The organism is Vibrio sp. sp1, assembly GCF_016920955.1.
GTDB lineage: Bacteria > Pseudomonadota > Gammaproteobacteria > Enterobacterales > Vibrionaceae > Vibrio > Vibrio alginolyticus.
Genome location: NZ_CP060589.1, coordinates 2,613,596 through 2,630,055, shown reverse-complemented (window position 1 = coordinate 2,630,055; position 16,460 = coordinate 2,613,596). Strand labels below are relative to the sequence as shown.

16 protein-coding genes and 1 tRNA gene are annotated in these 16,460 nt (G+C 43.6%); 7 read left to right on the top strand and 10 right to left on the bottom strand.

Annotation, left to right across the window (positions count from 1 at the left end):
• Positions 1–155: 155 nt before the first annotated feature.
• The gene (locus H9L11_RS23645) at positions 156–284 is read left to right on the top strand and encodes a hypothetical protein (protein WP_005378275.1); all 129 of its coding nucleotides are present in this window, start codon (positions 156–158) and stop codon (positions 282–284) included.
• A gap of 423 nt (positions 285–707) precedes the next feature.
• Here H9L11_RS23645 and H9L11_RS12355 read toward each other — a convergent pair whose 3' ends face one another.
• On the bottom strand, positions 708–1,736 hold the full coding sequence (locus tag H9L11_RS12355) for an AAA family ATPase (protein WP_176310873.1): 1,029 nt from the start codon (positions 1,734–1,736) through the stop codon (positions 708–710).
• A 202-nt stretch (positions 1,737–1,938) separates the two neighbouring features.
• Here H9L11_RS12355 and H9L11_RS12350 point away from each other — a divergent pair, with 202 nt between their 5' ends.
• The 5 genes from H9L11_RS12350 (at position 1,939) to H9L11_RS12330 (ending at position 5,571) form a co-directional block, all read left to right on the top strand.
• Positions 1,939–2,493 (top strand): recombinase family protein, encoded by a 555-nt coding sequence (locus H9L11_RS12350; RefSeq protein WP_205390785.1) that lies wholly within the window; start codon positions 1,939–1,941, stop codon positions 2,491–2,493.
• A 190-nt stretch (positions 2,494–2,683) separates the two neighbouring features.
• A complete protein-coding gene (locus H9L11_RS12345) occupies positions 2,684–3,091 on the top strand; it encodes a ParB N-terminal domain-containing protein (RefSeq protein ID WP_240199929.1) in 408 nt (135 codons plus the stop codon).
• 65 nt (positions 3,092–3,156) lie between these two features.
• Positions 3,157–4,176: an IS21 family transposase gene (gene istA, locus H9L11_RS12340; protein ID WP_205390739.1), complete on the top strand. Its 1,020-nt coding sequence runs from the start codon at positions 3,157–3,159 to the stop codon at positions 4,174–4,176.
• A complete protein-coding gene (istB, locus tag H9L11_RS12335; protein WP_205390738.1) occupies positions 4,173–4,967 on the top strand; it encodes an IS21-like element helper ATPase IstB in 795 nt (264 codons plus the stop codon). Before istA ends, istB begins: the two co-directional genes overlap by 4 nt.
• A gap of 88 nt (positions 4,968–5,055) precedes the next feature.
• Positions 5,056–5,571: a hypothetical protein gene (locus H9L11_RS12330; protein WP_240199928.1), complete on the top strand. Its 516-nt coding sequence runs from the start codon at positions 5,056–5,058 to the stop codon at positions 5,569–5,571.
• A 147-nt stretch (positions 5,572–5,718) separates the two neighbouring features.
• Here the strand turns inward: H9L11_RS12330 and H9L11_RS12325 are convergent, their stop codons facing one another.
• The 4 genes from H9L11_RS12325 to H9L11_RS12310 all read right to left on the bottom strand — a co-directional run bounded on the left by H9L11_RS12325 (position 5,719) and on the right by H9L11_RS12310 (position 11,120).
• Positions 5,719–7,422, bottom strand: coding sequence for a site-specific integrase (locus H9L11_RS12325; RefSeq protein WP_069513720.1), 1,704 nt, complete (start codon positions 7,420–7,422; stop codon positions 5,719–5,721).
• 93 nt (positions 7,423–7,515) lie between these two features.
• Positions 7,516–7,603: transfer RNA gene (locus tag H9L11_RS12320), tRNA-Ser, on the bottom strand.
• A gap of 144 nt (positions 7,604–7,747) precedes the next feature.
• Positions 7,748–8,197 (bottom strand): L-alanine exporter AlaE, encoded by a 450-nt coding sequence (locus tag H9L11_RS12315; RefSeq protein WP_005378276.1) that lies wholly within the window; start codon positions 8,195–8,197, stop codon positions 7,748–7,750.
• 502 nt (positions 8,198–8,699) lie between these two features.
• Positions 8,700–11,120, bottom strand: a complete 2,421-nt coding sequence (locus tag H9L11_RS12310; RefSeq protein WP_205391103.1) for a hybrid sensor histidine kinase/response regulator — start codon at positions 11,118–11,120, stop codon at positions 8,700–8,702.
• Positions 11,121–11,171: 51 nt separating this feature from the next.
• Here H9L11_RS12310 and H9L11_RS12305 point away from each other — a divergent pair, with 51 nt between their 5' ends.
• Positions 11,172–11,783 (top strand): YecA family protein, encoded by a 612-nt coding sequence (locus H9L11_RS12305; RefSeq protein ID WP_005378278.1) that lies wholly within the window; start codon positions 11,172–11,174, stop codon positions 11,781–11,783.
• A gap of 73 nt (positions 11,784–11,856) precedes the next feature.
• On the opposite strand, the gene H9L11_RS12300 is transcribed toward H9L11_RS12305, so the two are convergent.
• The 5 genes from H9L11_RS12300 to nadA all read right to left on the bottom strand — a co-directional run bounded on the left by H9L11_RS12300 (position 11,857) and on the right by nadA (position 16,249).
• Entirely contained in the window at positions 11,857–13,023 is a 1,167-nt protein-coding gene (locus tag H9L11_RS12300; RefSeq protein WP_053303229.1) for a glutathionylspermidine synthase family protein, read from the bottom strand.
• Positions 13,024–13,031: 8 nt separating this feature from the next.
• Entirely contained in the window at positions 13,032–13,601 is a 570-nt protein-coding gene (locus H9L11_RS12295) for a DUF1190 domain-containing protein (RefSeq protein WP_017635052.1), read from the bottom strand.
• A gap of 8 nt (positions 13,602–13,609) precedes the next feature.
• A complete protein-coding gene (locus tag H9L11_RS12290) occupies positions 13,610–14,026 on the bottom strand; it encodes a DUF350 domain-containing protein (protein ID WP_005378281.1) in 417 nt (138 codons plus the stop codon).
• Complete coding sequence (locus H9L11_RS12285; protein ID WP_017635053.1) at positions 14,026–15,069, bottom strand: potassium channel family protein; 1,044 nt, start codon at positions 15,067–15,069, stop codon at positions 14,026–14,028. Before H9L11_RS12285 ends, H9L11_RS12290 begins: the two co-directional genes overlap by 1 nt.
• Positions 15,070–15,187: 118 nt before the next feature.
• Positions 15,188–16,249 carry a quinolinate synthase NadA gene (gene nadA, locus H9L11_RS12280; protein ID WP_017635054.1) on the bottom strand — a complete coding sequence of 354 codons (1,062 nt, stop codon included), beginning with the start codon at positions 16,247–16,249 and terminating at the stop codon, positions 15,188–15,190.
• Between the last annotated feature and the right edge of the window lie 211 nt (positions 16,250–16,460).

Here is a 16,460-nt window from a genome sequence, read left to right as displayed (position 1 = left end):
TTTGATGTTACAAAAGGTAGACCGCCACTTTAAAACGCTTTGAGTATTTTTTGCGCTCAATGTGGTGCAAGTATACTTATGCTTTTTATGACTTGTGAACACTCAATTGCATGTTATGTTGCTGTTGAAATCGTACATGAAATAAGGACAAGAACATGAAGATAAGATGCAAAACGACGCAAAGCATTGAAAAATTTAACCCTGATGACCTCAATCTAAACACAGATCTCTTTGGTATGATTGCTGTTGTATTCGTGTTCATGGCTGTTTTGCTTAGCATCTAGTAGCACTACGTTCATTCTTGTGGCCGTATTCATACCTCATGTGATATGGGTGCTAAATTCTAGATTAAAGCGGATGTGCTAACCCGCACCAATCAGATTATGGCTGCCTCTGTATAGCATCTTCAATTTTGGCGTTGTATAGAGGTGAGATGTGAATAGTTGGCTTGTAGATAGAATGGCGCTTGCACCTTGAGCACTCTTGTGTACTTTCAATGACGCATTACTTTAGTGTAGATACGAAAAAAGGCCTGACAAATCAGACCTTTTAGAATGTGGCGGTGAGTGAGAGATTCGAACTCTCGATTGCTAGCTACCAGAAATTAATCATTAAAATACAGACACTTAAGTATATTCCAACTAATTGCTTTGTACCAGTAATTTGTACAACTCAAACACCGCTATTGTTGTGCTCACTTTTAGCCCTTAGCTAGAAGTTAAGTCCACTACACTTTTAGCTAGATCTGTAAACACTTCTCTGAACTTCTCTCTATTTTCCTTCATCTTATGTAGAATCGTACCCGTTTGCTCTATTTGAGAGTCATTTAATGCAAATACAGGTACATTGTGTTTTTGTGACTGAGCAATTAATGAATTGAAATCTGCAATATTAGCTAAATTATATGGTTCATCTTGGGACACTACTGTACTGAACACTTCAGAACTTATTGCCATATCACAACGTTCAAGGGACGGTATCAATTTAGTTCTAACGCCCTCTTTTATTGTATCAATCCATTGTTGAAAAGATTTGGCAGGAGCACCATCACGAGGTCTGTATCTTTGGGAGATAAAGCCAATAAACTTTGGTGGTTCCTCTGGGAAACGCATGTCTAAACTAGGGTCTCTAAAGGTTTGAGCTTTGTTGTTCCATTCAGGTAATACTCTGGAGAGAGAGTCAATGGCTTGAGAGCAGAAGAAGTCAGGTGAAGTAGGAACGATGAAATAGTCACTTGACATTAATAGACAAAGATTGAGAGCACCAACGCTAGGACTCATATCAATTAGTATGTAATCAAAGCCGTGTTCTTTCCCCATACGTCTCAGTAACTCGTTAGCACTTCCCGGAATATTTTTGATAGCAGGAATAGCAGCACTCGTAGTTAACGCAACGCTCATTTGCGTTTCATACTCAGATAGTTCTAGGCTTCCACAATACATGTACAAATTTGGGTTAATTGTTTCAATTGGTTCACCAAGCTTTAAACCATCTAACCTACCATTCATAACTGGCTCGAGACCTTCAGCCAAAGTACCGTTTGGGTTATTGCTGTAAAACTCTTCAGCATCCTCAATATTATCGTAGTTCATAACCAAAGCAGTTAAGTTACATTGAGGATCTGCATCAACTATCATTGTCTTGAAGCCTAACTCAGCTAGCATCCAGCCAAGGTTAAAAGTAGTGGTAGTCTTACTGACACCACCCTTGTGGTTAAATAAAGAAATGATCTTCACTAATATTCCCTCAGTTTATATGAAACAGATTTAAACATAGCATGGTAAAAACCTTAAGTATGTGAACCTGTAGAGAGTGTGCCTATTAGGTATACCCAAACGACTACGGTCAAACCTTGATCAAACAGTACCCAATAGGGTTGAATTTGCATTGTGACCACAATAAAATTTCTAACATCTAAGAGTTAAACGGGTACACCTAATGGCACACATAGCTTATCTGCGAGTTTCGACCACAGACCAAAATACAGACCGTCAACTTACAGATTCTGGTATCACCTTTGATAAGAGCTTTACAGATAAATGCAGTGGTGGCTCAACTAAACGGCCAGCGTTAGAAGCTCTTAAAGACTACGTTCGAGAAGGAGATACAATCCACGTTCATAGCATCGACCGCCTAGCGCGTAATTTGGTTGATTTAAAGCAGCTAATAAACGACTGGACTAACCAAGGTGTTAGCGTGAGATTCCACAAGGAAAACCTAAGCTTTAATGCTGGTGGAAGCGATCATATGTCTGAGCTCATGCTGAACATGCTAGGAGCTGTAGCTCAATTCGAGTTAGCAATGATTCAGGAAAGACGTCAGGAAGGCATTGAGAAAGCTAAAGCAGCAGGGAAGTATAAAGGTAGACCAACTAACACAACTAACCACCAGCGTATCGCTGAGCTACGTTCACAAGGAATGTCTTTAAGAAAGATCGTCTCCGAAGTGGGAGTCTCCTTATCCACAGTCCAAAGAGCCTTGGTAAAAGCTTAAAATACCGTAATCACAAAAAAATGAAAAAACGATCCGCTCATTTGGTGTAAAGATTACTACTAGCCGCAATCATATTCGATATGTATTACCCCGAACCCTCCCCCCTCCTAGGGTTCCAATCAAACCAAAAAGAGAAACATTAATAATCAGTCATAGACCTACAGGTACATAACACACTATGAATCAATTCATGGCAGATAGCAGATTTGCGTATTTAGACCCTCGAACTCTCATACTCGATCCCGCGATGCAAGCCCGTGACGTTGAACTCATTAAAGACAAACGAGTACGTTCAGCGCAAGAGATTAAGCAAGAGAGTCAAAGCAAGGAGATTCTTGAAGACCTTCGTAATGGACAGCCTATAAGGCAGCCTATCACTGTTTTTGTGGTTGATGATAAGTATTACGTAGTGGATGGTTTCCACCGCACTGGAGCTTGTTTGAAGTACCTTGAAGAAAACCCTGATGCTGAATTGATGATTAACTCGTTGATCATAGAAAACCGTACTTACGCTGAGGCATTCTCAGCAGCCCAAGATGTCAATCAAGCGCATGGGGTTGGAGTTACTGTCAGCGCCGATGTAAAAATGACCCACTAACGCCGATTTAAAATTGGCCCACCTGAGGCAAACTATCCGTTCGTAAATGGACAAAACGGCGGATTATGATCAATCAGGAGCAACTAGTGGAAATACACGTTTTACATCAGCAAGGGCGAAGCATCCGCCGCATCGCAAAGGATCTGGGTATCTCAAGGAATACAGTTCGCACTTATCTTCGAGATAAAAGCAAAGCGCCTGTGTATCCCGAGCGGCAATCTCGACCAACCAAACTGCAGCCTTACCATGACTACTTGCGCACCCGCATTGAAGCCGCAAAGCCTTATTGGATACCCGCAACTGTCTTACTACGTGAGCTGAAATCTCTCGGTTACGAAGGCGGTATAACGATGCTCAAAGAGCACATCAGGCAGTACAAACCGAGTACGCCAATCGACCCTGTCGTTCGATTCGAGACATTGCCAGGTGAGCAGATGCAAGTCGACTTTACGACCATCACCCATTACGGTGTACGTGTTAAAGCCTTCGTGGCAACGCTTGGTTATAGCAGAGCGACCTTCGTTCGCTTTAGTGAACGAGAGCGCCAAGAAGACTGGATACAAGGTCTTGAAGAAGCGTTTGAATACTTCGGCGGCGTCCCTAAAGAAGTTCTGTTCGATAATGCGAAAGCCATCATGATAGAGCGTGATGCTTATGGTGAAGGTGAACACCGCTGGAATCCAGCACTGCTCACCGCCGCCAAGAAATACAGTTTTAAACCAAGAGCCTGTCGTCCATATCGCGCAAAGACCAAAGGGAAAGTGGAGCGCTTTAACTCTTACTTGAAGAATAGCTTCGTCACTCCGCTTGCGGCGACACTCAAGCAGCACGGTCTTAAAATCACCGTCGATGTTCTTAATGGGCATATCGGCGCATGGCTAGAAACCGTCGCTCATCAACGAACTCATAGAACGACAGGTGCAAAGCCTCAAGTTCTCTTAGATGAAGAGCGCTTTATACTTCAGCTACTCCCATCGCCAACGCGCCCAGTCACAACCCTAACAATGAGTGATAATGTGGTGCCGCTGGAGAGCTTCCAGCACCCACTATCAACGTATGATGCACTGTTGGAGGTGCGACCATGAACCTTCAAATGAATCGCATTGAAGCTGCCTGTGCAGCGCTGAAGCTACAAGCTATCGGTCAGGAATGGCCGAGATTAGCAGAAGCCGCCAACCATCGTGAACTAAGTCTAGCCGATTACTTAGAGTCACTTCTGAACGCAGAGTTGGAAGCACGAGCGGAACGCACAAGAGCCACACTGACTAAGTTCGCCAGCTTTCCAATGAAAAAAACGTTCGATGACTACGACTTCAAGTTCGCAACAGGCGCTCCGAGAAAGCAGCTCAAAGAGCTAACAGGGTTGGCCTTCATCGAGCGAAAGGAAAACGTGGTGCTACTTGGGCCAAGTGGCGTTGGCAAAAGTCACCTTGCGGTAAGCTTGGGTCACATAGCGGTTCAAAAGGGTTTAAAGACAAGGTTCATCACGGCAGCAGACTTGATGCTTCAACTCTCCACTGCGAAAGCTCAAGGTAAACTTGAAAGCTACTTGAGACGCAGTGTTCTCGCTCCAAAGCTCCTTATCGTCGATGAAATCGGGTATCTACCGTTCGGCAGAGAGGAAGCGAACTTGTTCTTCAATGTCATCGCCAAGCGTTATGAGCAAGGCAGCATTATCGTGACTAGTAATCTGCCGTTCTCCCAATGGTCAAATGCGTTCGCCGACGATACGACCTTGACGGCAGCTTTACTCGATAGGCTTCTTCATCACTCGCACATCGTACAAATCAGCGGTGAAAGCTATCGATTAAAAGGAAAGAAGGCGGCTGGAACCATACCAACGGTTCTGGAAAACCTATCTGAAAGTAGAAGTTAATTACATGGGTGGGTCAGTTTTACTTCGGCGATAACGTCGATAAGTGGGTCAAATTTAAACTGGCGTTGACATTACTAAGGATGAAGTAATGCAAGCTCAGTTTCGCAAGCTAATTGTTAACCGAGAGTTTGACCTGAGCGTCTCTCAAGTATGTGAGCTTGTTGGATGTAGTCGTGGTCAGGCTGCACACATTGCTAACGGCTTAAAAGCTTGTAAAGAAGCATTAGGGACTGACATCGAGATGAACGACTTAGAGAGCTTTGTTGAAGGCCTCCAGTTTGGCTTGGAGTCACGTTATTACCTACCCCAAAGCTGCTGGGACTCTAAGGGGTTTCCGAAGATTAGACGCCTCTCAGATGCTTTTAAGGGCAAAGATAATATATCTGACAAAGATGATGAGCAGTGGGAGCAAAAGCAAATTAAAGACGTCTCAAATAGCATCAGCCGCCTCATTGAGTTCTTTGGAGAGGATATCTTCAGGGAAGGTTTAAGAAAGGTCACTAGGGTATCTCGATATCTCAACGGAGTAAGTGGCTGGAACAAGCTGGGACTATCGAAGGGAGTATTCAAGATAAAAATAGTGGAAATAAAGCTCCTAACGTAACCGAAAACTACGACTTTTAGAAATGACATTGCGAGCTCGTAAGCCTTATACCACAAGGCCTACGGGCTATTTAAGACCAAAGTGTACACGTGTGAACAGTGGGGAGACTTTAGGTGTACACAACAGTGTAAATACATTAACGAAAAGCTACCAAAGACGTGGGACAGCCAACCTAGGCAAACAGTCTATTGCTTTCTTCTTAGCCTTCATATCAACCGTACCGTATGCTGCACCGATATTAGCCGGAGCGTGACCAGTGATAGCATCACTAACAGAATCAACCACTCCTAGGCCACGCAAAACTGTTCTCAAAGAGTGCCTAAACGAGTGTGATGGCTGCTTGGTTATGCCTACCGTCTTGACCTGTTTACTCCACCATTTACCAATAGCACCAGACCTTTTACCGTGTTTGTTTGGCTTGTGCTCAGGGAATAGAAACTCTCCACAGGACGCCACATAATCCAAAAAGCCTAAATCAATGAGGTGCTCATGAATCGGTACTTGTCGAACAGACTTAACGTTTTTTACGTTCTGCTCTTCACCCTCACGAACATAAATAAAGTGAATATCTTCGTCTGATCGTTGTATATCTGAACTTCTAAGTTGAACCATTTCTTCAATCCGAGAACCCGTATACCTGCATAGAAGAGGCACCCAATAACAAGCCATGCCATAAGGCTTACTAGCAGTGACATCAGTGAATATATCTAGCTTAAATAACTGATTGATCTCACTAGGAGTAAAACCTTTAGCTTCCGCTACCGCAGACTTATTCTGTACTTTAGGAAGTGTTACGCCTTTGTACGGGTTGACGTCTATCAGACCAAGCTCAACAGCATAGCCAAATACAGGAGAAGTCTTTCTGAGAATAGTCTTAACGGTTGAAGGAGAGATTGTCTCAAGCCCTTTTGTTTTAACAAGCTCAAGCTGCTCAGGTACTGATTTGTTTCTAATCTCTTTAGCTTTAGACTTAGGCAATTGTAACAGGGTATCTTTGTATTTTGAGATATGACCTCTCGTTACATCAGCAACATCTAGATCCCCTATTATCTCTATAAGACGCTCTATCTGAGACTCAACCTCTGCCAAGGATTGAGAAGCTTTGCCATTAATAGATGCAGACTCAAGGTAACGCTTCAATAGGCTCGAAATGGAGTTCTGAGATGGTTTCAAAGCCCTAGACGGTATCTTATCAGGCTTAGACACTGAAAGGGACTCACTAGCGATTGGAGTGGTCACTGGCTCATACCCAAAGTCTCGCTTGTGACGAGCCAAACAGAGAGACTCAACTCGACGGGCGTAATCGTAAAAAGCGTAAACCAAACGTCTATATGAAGCGCTTGTCTCACATACAACTAAACCTTCTATCTTTAGCTGTTCTTCAATGAAATCTTTCAAGCCTTCCAAAAGCTCTTGGTATTCCTCTTCAGTAGCTTTTGACGCATCTAGACCACTAAACTCAAATGTGTCAGATAAGCCGAATACGTGGAGACGCTTATCGCCCTCAACGCCATACCATTCATATCGAAGATAGCAATCATAGTTACCATTACCATCAACCTCATCTTTGACACGCAGATACCAACGCTCGGCAATGATCGCGCAATCACGGACATTAAGCTCAATATCAGATGAATTAGATAGCTTTAAATTAGCGAAGTCGATTTGCTTGAGCGCATCATCAAGATGCTGAGGAAATCGCTGCTTTGCTTCAGAAAGGTTTTTCGTTTGAAGAGATTTCTTGAAGACTGTCTTACCGATTATAGGAACCAGCTTTTTGGGGACAGCCATTCTAAAGTAGTAAACACCAGTTTGAGGATGCTTATAAGGACTTGCCATGATGTTCGACATTGTACCTACTCTTTGTACCAGTAGGCAGCTTACATTAAAACACCAAACCCCTGTATTATAAGAAGTTCTTACACGACAAGGGCTTATAGAATGTGGCGGTGAGTGAGAGATTCGAACTCTCGATACGTTGCCGTATACACACTTTCCAGGCGTGCTCCTTCAGCCACTCGGACAACTCACCGAATCAAATTTTGGTTAGCATCATTGGCTAACGAGGCGCTAATTTAATGATTATGTGCCTGATGGTCAAGGCTAAACATAAAAAAAAGCGCCCTTTTCGAATCGATTGCTCACTAAGTAACTAAATTGAGCAAAACTGGGGCATTTACATGCTTTGAGAATAACCGGGAACACGGAACCAACGGCGGCACATGTCCAAGAAGTACCCATACAACACACCCATGCCACAAGAAATAACAGCGTTACTTGCCACTGCGGTCACAATTTGATCTGTAGACGCGCCAACTGCGAATAAAATACCCGCATAAACTGGAGATTGAAATAGTACATAAGCGACCAGATCAGAGATGTTCTTCATAAAGGAAGACGGCGACACCTTACTACCTTGATGCAGCACCCAATCACGAAAAACCCCATACGGCCAAGCAATGGCGATATTCACTGGAATCGATAGCGTACGCGATGCTAGAGATTGCTCAAATGTCATCCCTGAAATCAAAATCTCGACAATCATCCCTGTGATAAAGCAAAAAACAACCATAGCAAAGGTATCCGCTGCGGCGTGACGAATACAAAATGGTCCACGAGACTTCATTTACAAAACCCTTAAAATCAAACACTGCAATTAATAAAAACAATAAAACTATTAACCACTAAAAAGACACCAAGCCAGTTAATGATGCAATTAGAGCACACAAAAACTAGCTTATGGTTCTGCATTTAAAATTAAGTTGTAAATTTATAACCAACTTTTAAAGTAAAAGTAGTTTTTTTCACCAATGGCGAGTGAAAACGCCTAAAATCACGTAAAAATGGTACAAAAACACGGATTTCACTTACATAAAAAGGGGTTACGATAATTATTTCGACGTAAAGTTAGAACAAAACTCGGACCGAAAACAGTCACTCCTATAGCTTATGCTACCAAGTTGCGAAAATTCAGAGTATTACCGATATAATCACAGTAGAAGGTCTTGCTGTTTTACTCGTAAAAGTAAAACTGCAAGCCTGTTCATTGCGGGTTAGAAGAGTTTGTCACGAAGCTGGATGACGTATGAATAGTAAGAACAATTCACAGTTGCGCCATATTGATTAAATTATGGTGAGGCCAGCAAAATCGTTAATGTATCGATATCATCTTGGTCTGGGGATTGCTGACGCTTTAAGTTACTTCTTATCCGTTCGGCGACTGAAGAAACGTCGCCACTGAGTTCAAGGGGAGCCTCCGCAATGATCGCTGAAATAGCCTCAAGTGCTTCATTAAGATGTCCATTATCTAGAGCGACATAGAAGTTGAGTAACCACTTTTCAGCATTAAAGCTATCTGCTGCATTTCCATCAAAGTCCGATTGGTACTGATATAACTGTGTCGCATGAAGATACAGTGCATCATTTAATTCAGACTCCACTATTGGTTTCGCTATTATCTGATCTGCTCCTACATTAATCATACGCTCTTGTGTTTCTTTGAACACATCCGCTGTACAGCCAAAAATCAGTACCGACTTAGCAGGTGAACTCATTGCTCGAATGGCTGATATGGCCCCAACGCCATCTAGAACAGGCATATGATTATCCATCAGTATCAAATCAAATGGTTTGATCGCAACCTCATCGACTGCAAGCTGACCATTTTCGACACTTGTGCACTCAAAGCCCTTGGCTCGGAGGAAAGTTTCCATAATGATCGCATTTGTTCGGTTGTCTTCAACAATGAGTGCTTTCAACCCTTTACAGTTCAATTTATGTGTATTGATTGACTCTACTTTACCCGGCTTGCAAGGTGTAAGGGCAATTTCGACAGTAAAAGTCGTTCCAGCGTCCTCCTGACTCTCTACAACCACTTGCCCACCCATATGTTCCGCGATTTCTTTGACTATTGCTAAACCAAGCCCTGTACCACCAAACCGTCTAGTCGTTGATGACTCCGCTTGCTCAAAAGGACGAAAAATGCGTTTTTGTGCCTCTTTTGAAATACCAATTCCTGTATCTTTTACCTTTAGTATCAGCTTGGTGCCTGCCTTACTCGATTTCTCGGCTAGCTCTACCTCTACGATGCCACGATCGGTGAACTTAACAGCGTTATTGAGTAGATTGAACAATACTTGACGCAAACGGGCTTTGTCATTGTTGTACCAACGACCCGTTGGTAAATGCGAGACTACTCTAAAGCGAAGACCTTTTTCTGCACATAGCGTTTGATAAACACTCTTGATACTGCCGATAATCGACTCAATTGGGAAAGGCTTATTTTCAAACTCAACATGCCCTTGTTCAATTTTTGAGTAATCTAAAATCTCATTGAGTAATGTCATCATGTGATCACCTGAATCATAAAGTGTTCTCAGGTGCTTACGCTGCTCATCGGTAAGTGGTGTTTTTAACAGTATCTGGGCAGTTCCTAGTACACCGTTCATTGGTGTGCGAATCTCGTGGGACAATGTGGCTAAGAATGCCGTTTTAGCGTTTGTCGAAGCCTGAGCTTTTATTCTCTCCTGCTCTAAATAGATCGTCTTTTCATTGAACTTCTCGATAAGCTGTCCGATTTCGTCATCGCTATCGTAGTCAATATCTATGATCCCACCAGTTTTCGAGTCATCAATCTTAGCGGCAATGCGAACAATTGGTTCAACAATATAGCGATTCAGTAAGTAGTAACCGACCAAGACACACAAGAGCAAAAATGGAATGATCCTCCCCTCAACGCTCATCACTTGTTCAAACACTTGATCAGCGACTTTAGCTTTTGCGTTGACAACTTCCATGCGCCAATCGAACTCTCCGAAATCAAGCTCGCTGACATAAATTTCGTCCGTCAGTTGAAAGTTGTGTTCAATAATCACGTTTGAGTCAGCATCGCGAACCACTACCCCCAAAGAATGCTGGTTCGTGTGCTCTCGAATAAACTGAAAAAGTGCATCAAGTGATAGGTCTACCGTTACAACTCCAGCGAATCGACCGTTTTGGTAGTACGGAGAAGACGCGGTAATCATCTGGACCTGAGTAAAGGTATCGATGTAAACCGTAGACCAACTAACAGAACCTACCGGAGCATCGGCGGCAGCGACATACCAGGGTTCATTATCATAACCGCCAGATTCGGGGTTATTGTAGGAGTGAATTTGGTCAATACCACTATCACTGTTTTTATTGAAGAATAGACTTTTATATCTCCATTGTTCTGCTTTGAGTTCGGGTTTAGGCCATACACCACCACTAACAAGCATCTTGTCACTCAATTGAAGAATATGTGGAATTATTGTGTTGAGAGATTGAATATTTTCAGTCCCTTGGGCTAGCCCTACTAAGCTGCTCAATACACCTGTAGAACTGAGGAGGGGCTCTTTTATCTCAAGAGCCAGGAGTTGGGTACGTAACTCTAGGTTTTGCTCTAGCTTTTGTCTAACTGGTGGCTCAACAACCAAATAGGCGACAGAACCGATAGTGGCGATAAAGAAGCACAGGTAAAGTGTTAGGGCGAGAATGCTTTTTTTTCTAAGTGATGAGCGAATTTCCATAGATGTGTGAATCATTCCCTAATATCGATTTATCACTAATTGATTGGTAAGATGAGCGCAATCAACCAGCCCATTAACAAATGGTATTCTATTTTGAAACTACAAGACATCCTTTCTCTCCCAGAACTTGACGGTAAACTACTAAACCTAGCAAAAACTCAAGGCTTTGTAACAGCGATGGCTGCAGCGCCAAACGTATTAATGCCTCAAGAGTGGTTGCCATTCTTATGGGGTGGAGAAGAAACAGCGCCATTTACTGACGGTGAACAACTAGAGCAGTACATTGACGAGATTGTACAAATGTGGAACCAAACTCGTCCCGCTCTCCTAGAAGGCACTTGGCAGTGGCCTGCAGGGTGCGCGCTAGATGAGCAAGACATTGTAACAAGTCAGGCTCGCGATTTCTGTGAAGGTGTATTACAAGGCTGGCAACTTGCGCGTGATGACTGGGAAACGTTGATGCCTGAGGATAGCGAAGATAATGCCCTACTCGGTGGTGTTTTACTTTCTCTTACTATGCTTTACGACCCAGAAACAACCATTGAAACATTGGCCGAACAAGGTATGGAAGGCTTAGAGCAGTTTGAAGAGATCTTCAATGCAATGCCAGTGATGTTATGTGGTCTTACCCAGCGCGGTGTTGCATTAGCTGAAGAACAATAGGCGCAACGCTGTCGACCATCAAGATTGAACGGCTGAATAGACAAAAAGCTCTCCAAATGGAGAGCTTTTTTGATCATGTTAAAATTACATGTGGAATATACCGCGCCATATCTTGAGTCACTAAGCTACTGTCTTCCCTAATCGAAATACCGGCAGCTCTATCATTGACCAACCAACTGCCAATTAACGTATGGTTTTGCCCAAACTTAGGTAGTGGATGGTATTGCTGGACGATATTGAATTTAGATTCATAAGGCCCTGACGTTTTAACAAAACGTTTTCCATCGATGACGATCTCGATGTTCGCGCCCTCTCGAGAAAATAGTGGCTTGATGACATAATCTCTCATAGTGTTCGCTTTTGAATCGTTAGCAAAATAAGCGGGCAAAAGGTTCGGGTGATTAGGAAAGCGCTCCCACAATAACGGTAAAAGTGCTTTATTGGATAGTATCGACTTCCACATCGGTTCTAACCAGTTTACGTTTGCAGTCGCTAAGTACTTCGCATATTCCTCTTCAAACATAAACTCCCAAGGGTAAAGCTTAAACATCCAACGAATCGCTCTGTCGTCAGCATCCACAAACAGACCATCTTCCGTCACTCCAATATCTTCGACATGCACGAATGCCGTTGCTAATCCTGCCTCTCGCGCGCAATCCTCTAAATACTGGACAGTCCCTTTATCTTCTTCAGTGTACTTGCAGCAGCTAAAGTGAAGTGTTTGTCCTGGTTGGTATTTTGCTATTTCGGCAAAGCGCTCGATCAAAAAGTCTTGAAGAATATTGAATTGATCCGCGCTACGGTGAACTCGACCTTTATTTACAACATCTTCTAGCCACACCCACTGCCAAAAGCCAGTTTCAAACAAGCTGGTTGGCGTATCCGCATTGTTTTCCAGTAATTTTGCTGGCGAGGTCCCGTTGTACGCGAAATCCAGCCGCGAATAAAGCGAAGGTTCGCTTCGTCTCCATGAAGAAGCGACCTGCTCCCACATAGATTCAGGGATCGCACATTGCGTCAGCAACCGCTCACTCCGAACGACTTCATCCACAATAGCCAGGCACATCTGATGCAGCTCTTCAGTGGGCGCTTCTATATCGCGCTCAATTTGCTCCAGCGTGAATTGATAGTAAGCACTCTCATCCCAATACGGTTGGTCATACATGGTATGGAAACCAAAACCAAACTGGCGTGCTAATTCACGCCAGTTTTCGCGCTCTTGTATTTCTCGTCGAAACATAGTGCTTTTTAACCGCCTCGACTGACCGACACCGCTTTACCAAACCCGCCTCGAGACATCACCCTGCCAATGGTGCCGCCACCACGTTTATTAAGGCTATTCGTCGCAACTTTGGTCGGCTGATTTCGGTAGGAGCCAAAGAATTGTCCTGCTCCATTATAGAATTTGGATTTATAACGGTACATCGGCTCTGAGTAATAGCTCTTGTTATAACCTTTCAACCCGCTTAATGAGCGACTGTAAAAAAAACCGCCAAAGTTAGGTACATAAGCTCGGGAACTGGAACTGTAGTAACAATCATCCTCGTAGAAATCATTCTCGCATTCGAACTCGCTGCGGTAGCGAGGGGCATTTTGTTCGGCACGAGCTAAAGCTTCTTGGTATGCAATGTCACACTGTTCACTAAACTCAGGCGAGTTAGATTTACACTCATCAGCATCAGAAAAAATGTACCCTTCTGTTTTTGACTCGTACGTAGCAAAGAAGAAAATACCACCAAAGGCAGCAAAGGGAAGAATTTTCCCAAGCTTTAAGCTTTTGTCCATGGAAGAACGTTTAACGTTAGAACTCCGCTTCATCGTTCCTCCTAGTAAGTCATGCAAGCGGCATTCAATACGCCGACCGAAACAGAAACTGCGGCTAATACAATACCGGCTGGCAGTTCATCTTTTTCGATACGCTCTGCCACTTTCGGAAGTAAAATAAAGCGTACAATTGCAAATGCGATAATTTGAGCAAGCATTGCAACAACGCCCCACACCATAAAATCGACGATATTGACCGAGTTTTTTGCCGCCCCCGAAATCGCGAGACAATAACCAAGGAAGGCCCCACTTAGCGCAATCGCTGCTGCTGTATTTTGTTTTTCTTTGATCAGATGCCACTCATCGTATGGCGTCAACTTGACGTAGATGAACTTAAACGCCAATACAAAAATAATAGAAACAGAGAAATAGAGTAAAAAGTTTGGGAAGCCTGCTAACAGGCCGGCAATCATGTGCATTATTGTTCCTTGTTCATTTCTTTCCAGGCAAAATCTTCAATACGTTCATCTGCAATGTAAAACAGCTTGGTACTCGCGGGTACTTCAGCATCTAAATCTGGGTTGAGTTGAATACCATCGCCAATATCAAAAGCAATCAGCGTGGCATGATGGCGTCTTTTGAGAAAAACGAAGAGATTCTCAATAGTGGTGGCAGACTGACCCTCGGGATAAATAACTGAGTATTGCGTCATACCTCGTGTTGAAGCCAAAAGCTCCTGATGAAGCGCACTTGAGCCCGGGTCAACCGCCGCTTTTGCCAACATTTCTGCGCCAACAGCAGGTATGCATTCCGCTTTCGGGCAATGCTGACTTAGAAGTCGGCCTAGCGCTTCATCTTTAAAGTAAGCGACCAAATGAGCGGAAGGGTTTACAGATGCGCAGTATAGAGCGGCTGACAAGGTAATGTCGTCCGAGAGATTATCCACAATAATGCAAGCGGCTTCGGCAATATTGGCGTTTTTCATTTCTTGCGAATCGGTATAACTGGTCACTTTGATAAAACTGATTTCGCCAGGTAACGGGTTCTCTATTTCTGAACGGCTGCATAAAACAATCGGACGCTTTCCCTCTTCTTCATGTTGTAACATGCGAATAAGGTGCATCGTCCTCGATCCATTCCAGCCCAACAATACAATATGGTTTTCCACTCTTACTCTCCGTTTTCCTAAAATACCCGCTCGCCAATAGTCCATCGCAGCTCCAGCGACACGCCCCAATAATGCGGCGAATAAGCTCAAACCGCCGGGGATTACAAATAGTACGACAACCCATTTACCCAAATCTGTTACTGGAGAATGGTCGCCATAACCCACCGTACTCGCCGTAACCATGAGGTAATAGATAAAGTTAGCGAAACTGTCTGTTAATGCTGTTTCACCAGCGAGAACCAGCAGCCACCATGAAAGGCTCACATATAAGCCACTAAAGATGAGAAGGCTTCGGTTGCTCAATTTAAAAAGGTGTGAACTAAGCCACTTTTTAACTACTAACCACACCGCCATAAATTTATGACCTCGATATTCATTGATTGCATCAATAGTAACTCATTGATAGTAAGACACAAAAAAACCAGCCATATTCGACTGGTTTTTGAGATTTACTTTCAGTTACGCCTACTTTTTAAGCATTACCTTTCACTTGCATATTTAGCTGCTCAGCAAAATCTAGCATGCGGTTAAGTGGTATAAGGGATTTAACACGCAGTTCTTCGTCAACAAAAATCTCGTGCTCTTTACCACCTTCACTAAGCGCTTTCTCAATTGCTTTCAAACCGTTCATTGCCATCCAAGGACAGTGTGCACAGCTGCGGCATGTTGCGCCTGCACCTGCGGTTGGTGCTTCGATAAGTTCTTTTTCTGGCACTAGTTGCTGCATTTTAAAGAAAATACCTTTGTCTGTCGCAACGATCATTTGTTTGTGAGGAAGCTCTTTCGCTGCTTTGATCAGCTGACTCGTTGATCCAACGGCATCGGCAAGTTCTACGACGCTTGCTGGTGACTCAGGGTGAACCAAAATAGCCGCATCTGGATACACGCTCTTCATTTTTCGTAACGCATCAGCAGAGAACTCATCATGAACCACACACTCACCCTGCCAAAGCAGCATATCTGCGCCAGTTTTGTTAGCGATGTACGATCCTAGGTGACGGTCTGGTCCCCAAATAATTGGCTTATCTTCAGCGTCTAAGTGTTCCACGATTTCAAGCGCAATACTCGATGTAACGACCCAGTCGGCACGGGCTTTAACCGCTGCTGAGGTGTTTGCGTAAACTACAACCGTATGATCAGGGTGAGCATCACAAAACTCGCTGAACTTATCCGCAGGACAGCCAAGGTCGAGCGAACATTCCGCTTCCAACGTTGGCATTAGAATGCGCTTTTCTGGTGTCAGAATTTTGGCCGACTCGCCCATAAAGCGAACACCACCAATAATCAATGTACTTGCAGGGTGACGATTACCAAACTTCGCCATTTCCAACGAGTCACCAACAAACCCGCCAGTGTCTTCAGCTAGGGCTTGAATCTCAGGGTCGGTATAGTAGTGCGCGATAAGTACCGCATCTTTTTCTTTGAGTAACTTTTTAATACGCTCAATGTAAGATGCTTTTTCTTCTTCGCTTAATGGAACTGGTTTCGGTGGGAATGGGTAAACAGTGTCGATTTTATCTAATATATGGCTCATTGCTCTTGCTCTACGCAACTTCCTTTAATCCGAGTATTGTAACCTCGTTAATTTTCAAAAACCAACTTGTCGCGGGGATTTCTAGCGGTCTAGCCGTATATCTTTGTTACAGGTAGCATTTCCGAGTAGCGAAATTCGGTGCAACATAAGGTCAGAGGCTCTGCATCATTGCTATCGACTTAGCCGCTCTGCACCAACAGAAAATGGAAAA

Excerpts from the sequence above, each read along its gene's own strand:
- H9L11_RS12290 (WP_005378281.1), bottom strand. The coding sequence starts at position 14,026 with ATGCACATGATTGCCGGCCTGTTAGCAGGCTTCCCAAACTTTTTACTC.
- istA (WP_205390739.1), top strand. The coding sequence starts at position 3,157 with ATGATCAATCAGGAGCAACTAGTGGAAATACACGTTTTACATCAGCAA.
- H9L11_RS12325 (WP_069513720.1), bottom strand. The coding sequence starts at position 7,422 with ATGTCGAACATCATGGCAAGTCCTTATAAGCATCCTCAAACTGGTGTT.
- H9L11_RS12300 (WP_053303229.1), bottom strand. The coding sequence starts at position 13,023 with ATGTTTCGACGAGAAATACAAGAGCGCGAAAACTGGCGTGAATTAGCA.
- istB (WP_205390738.1), top strand. The coding sequence starts at position 4,173 with ATGAACCTTCAAATGAATCGCATTGAAGCTGCCTGTGCAGCGCTGAAG.
- H9L11_RS23645 (WP_005378275.1), top strand. The coding sequence starts at position 156 with ATGAAGATAAGATGCAAAACGACGCAAAGCATTGAAAAATTTAACCCT.
- H9L11_RS12295 (WP_017635052.1), bottom strand. The coding sequence starts at position 13,601 with ATGAAGCGGAGTTCTAACGTTAAACGTTCTTCCATGGACAAAAGCTTA.
- H9L11_RS12330 (WP_240199928.1), top strand. The coding sequence starts at position 5,056 with ATGCAAGCTCAGTTTCGCAAGCTAATTGTTAACCGAGAGTTTGACCTG.
- H9L11_RS12310 (WP_205391103.1), bottom strand. The coding sequence starts at position 11,120 with ATGGAAATTCGCTCATCACTTAGAAAAAAAAGCATTCTCGCCCTAACA.
- H9L11_RS12345 (WP_240199929.1), top strand. The coding sequence starts at position 2,684 with ATGGCAGATAGCAGATTTGCGTATTTAGACCCTCGAACTCTCATACTC.
- nadA (WP_017635054.1), bottom strand. The coding sequence starts at position 16,249 with ATGAGCCATATATTAGATAAAATCGACACTGTTTACCCATTCCCACCG.
- H9L11_RS12305 (WP_005378278.1), top strand. The coding sequence starts at position 11,172 with ATGAGCGCAATCAACCAGCCCATTAACAAATGGTATTCTATTTTGAAA.
- H9L11_RS12315 (WP_005378276.1), bottom strand. The coding sequence starts at position 8,197 with ATGAAGTCTCGTGGACCATTTTGTATTCGTCACGCCGCAGCGGATACC.
- H9L11_RS12285 (WP_017635053.1), bottom strand. The coding sequence starts at position 15,069 with ATGGCGGTGTGGTTAGTAGTTAAAAAGTGGCTTAGTTCACACCTTTTT.
- H9L11_RS12350 (WP_205390785.1), top strand. The coding sequence starts at position 1,939 with ATGGCACACATAGCTTATCTGCGAGTTTCGACCACAGACCAAAATACA.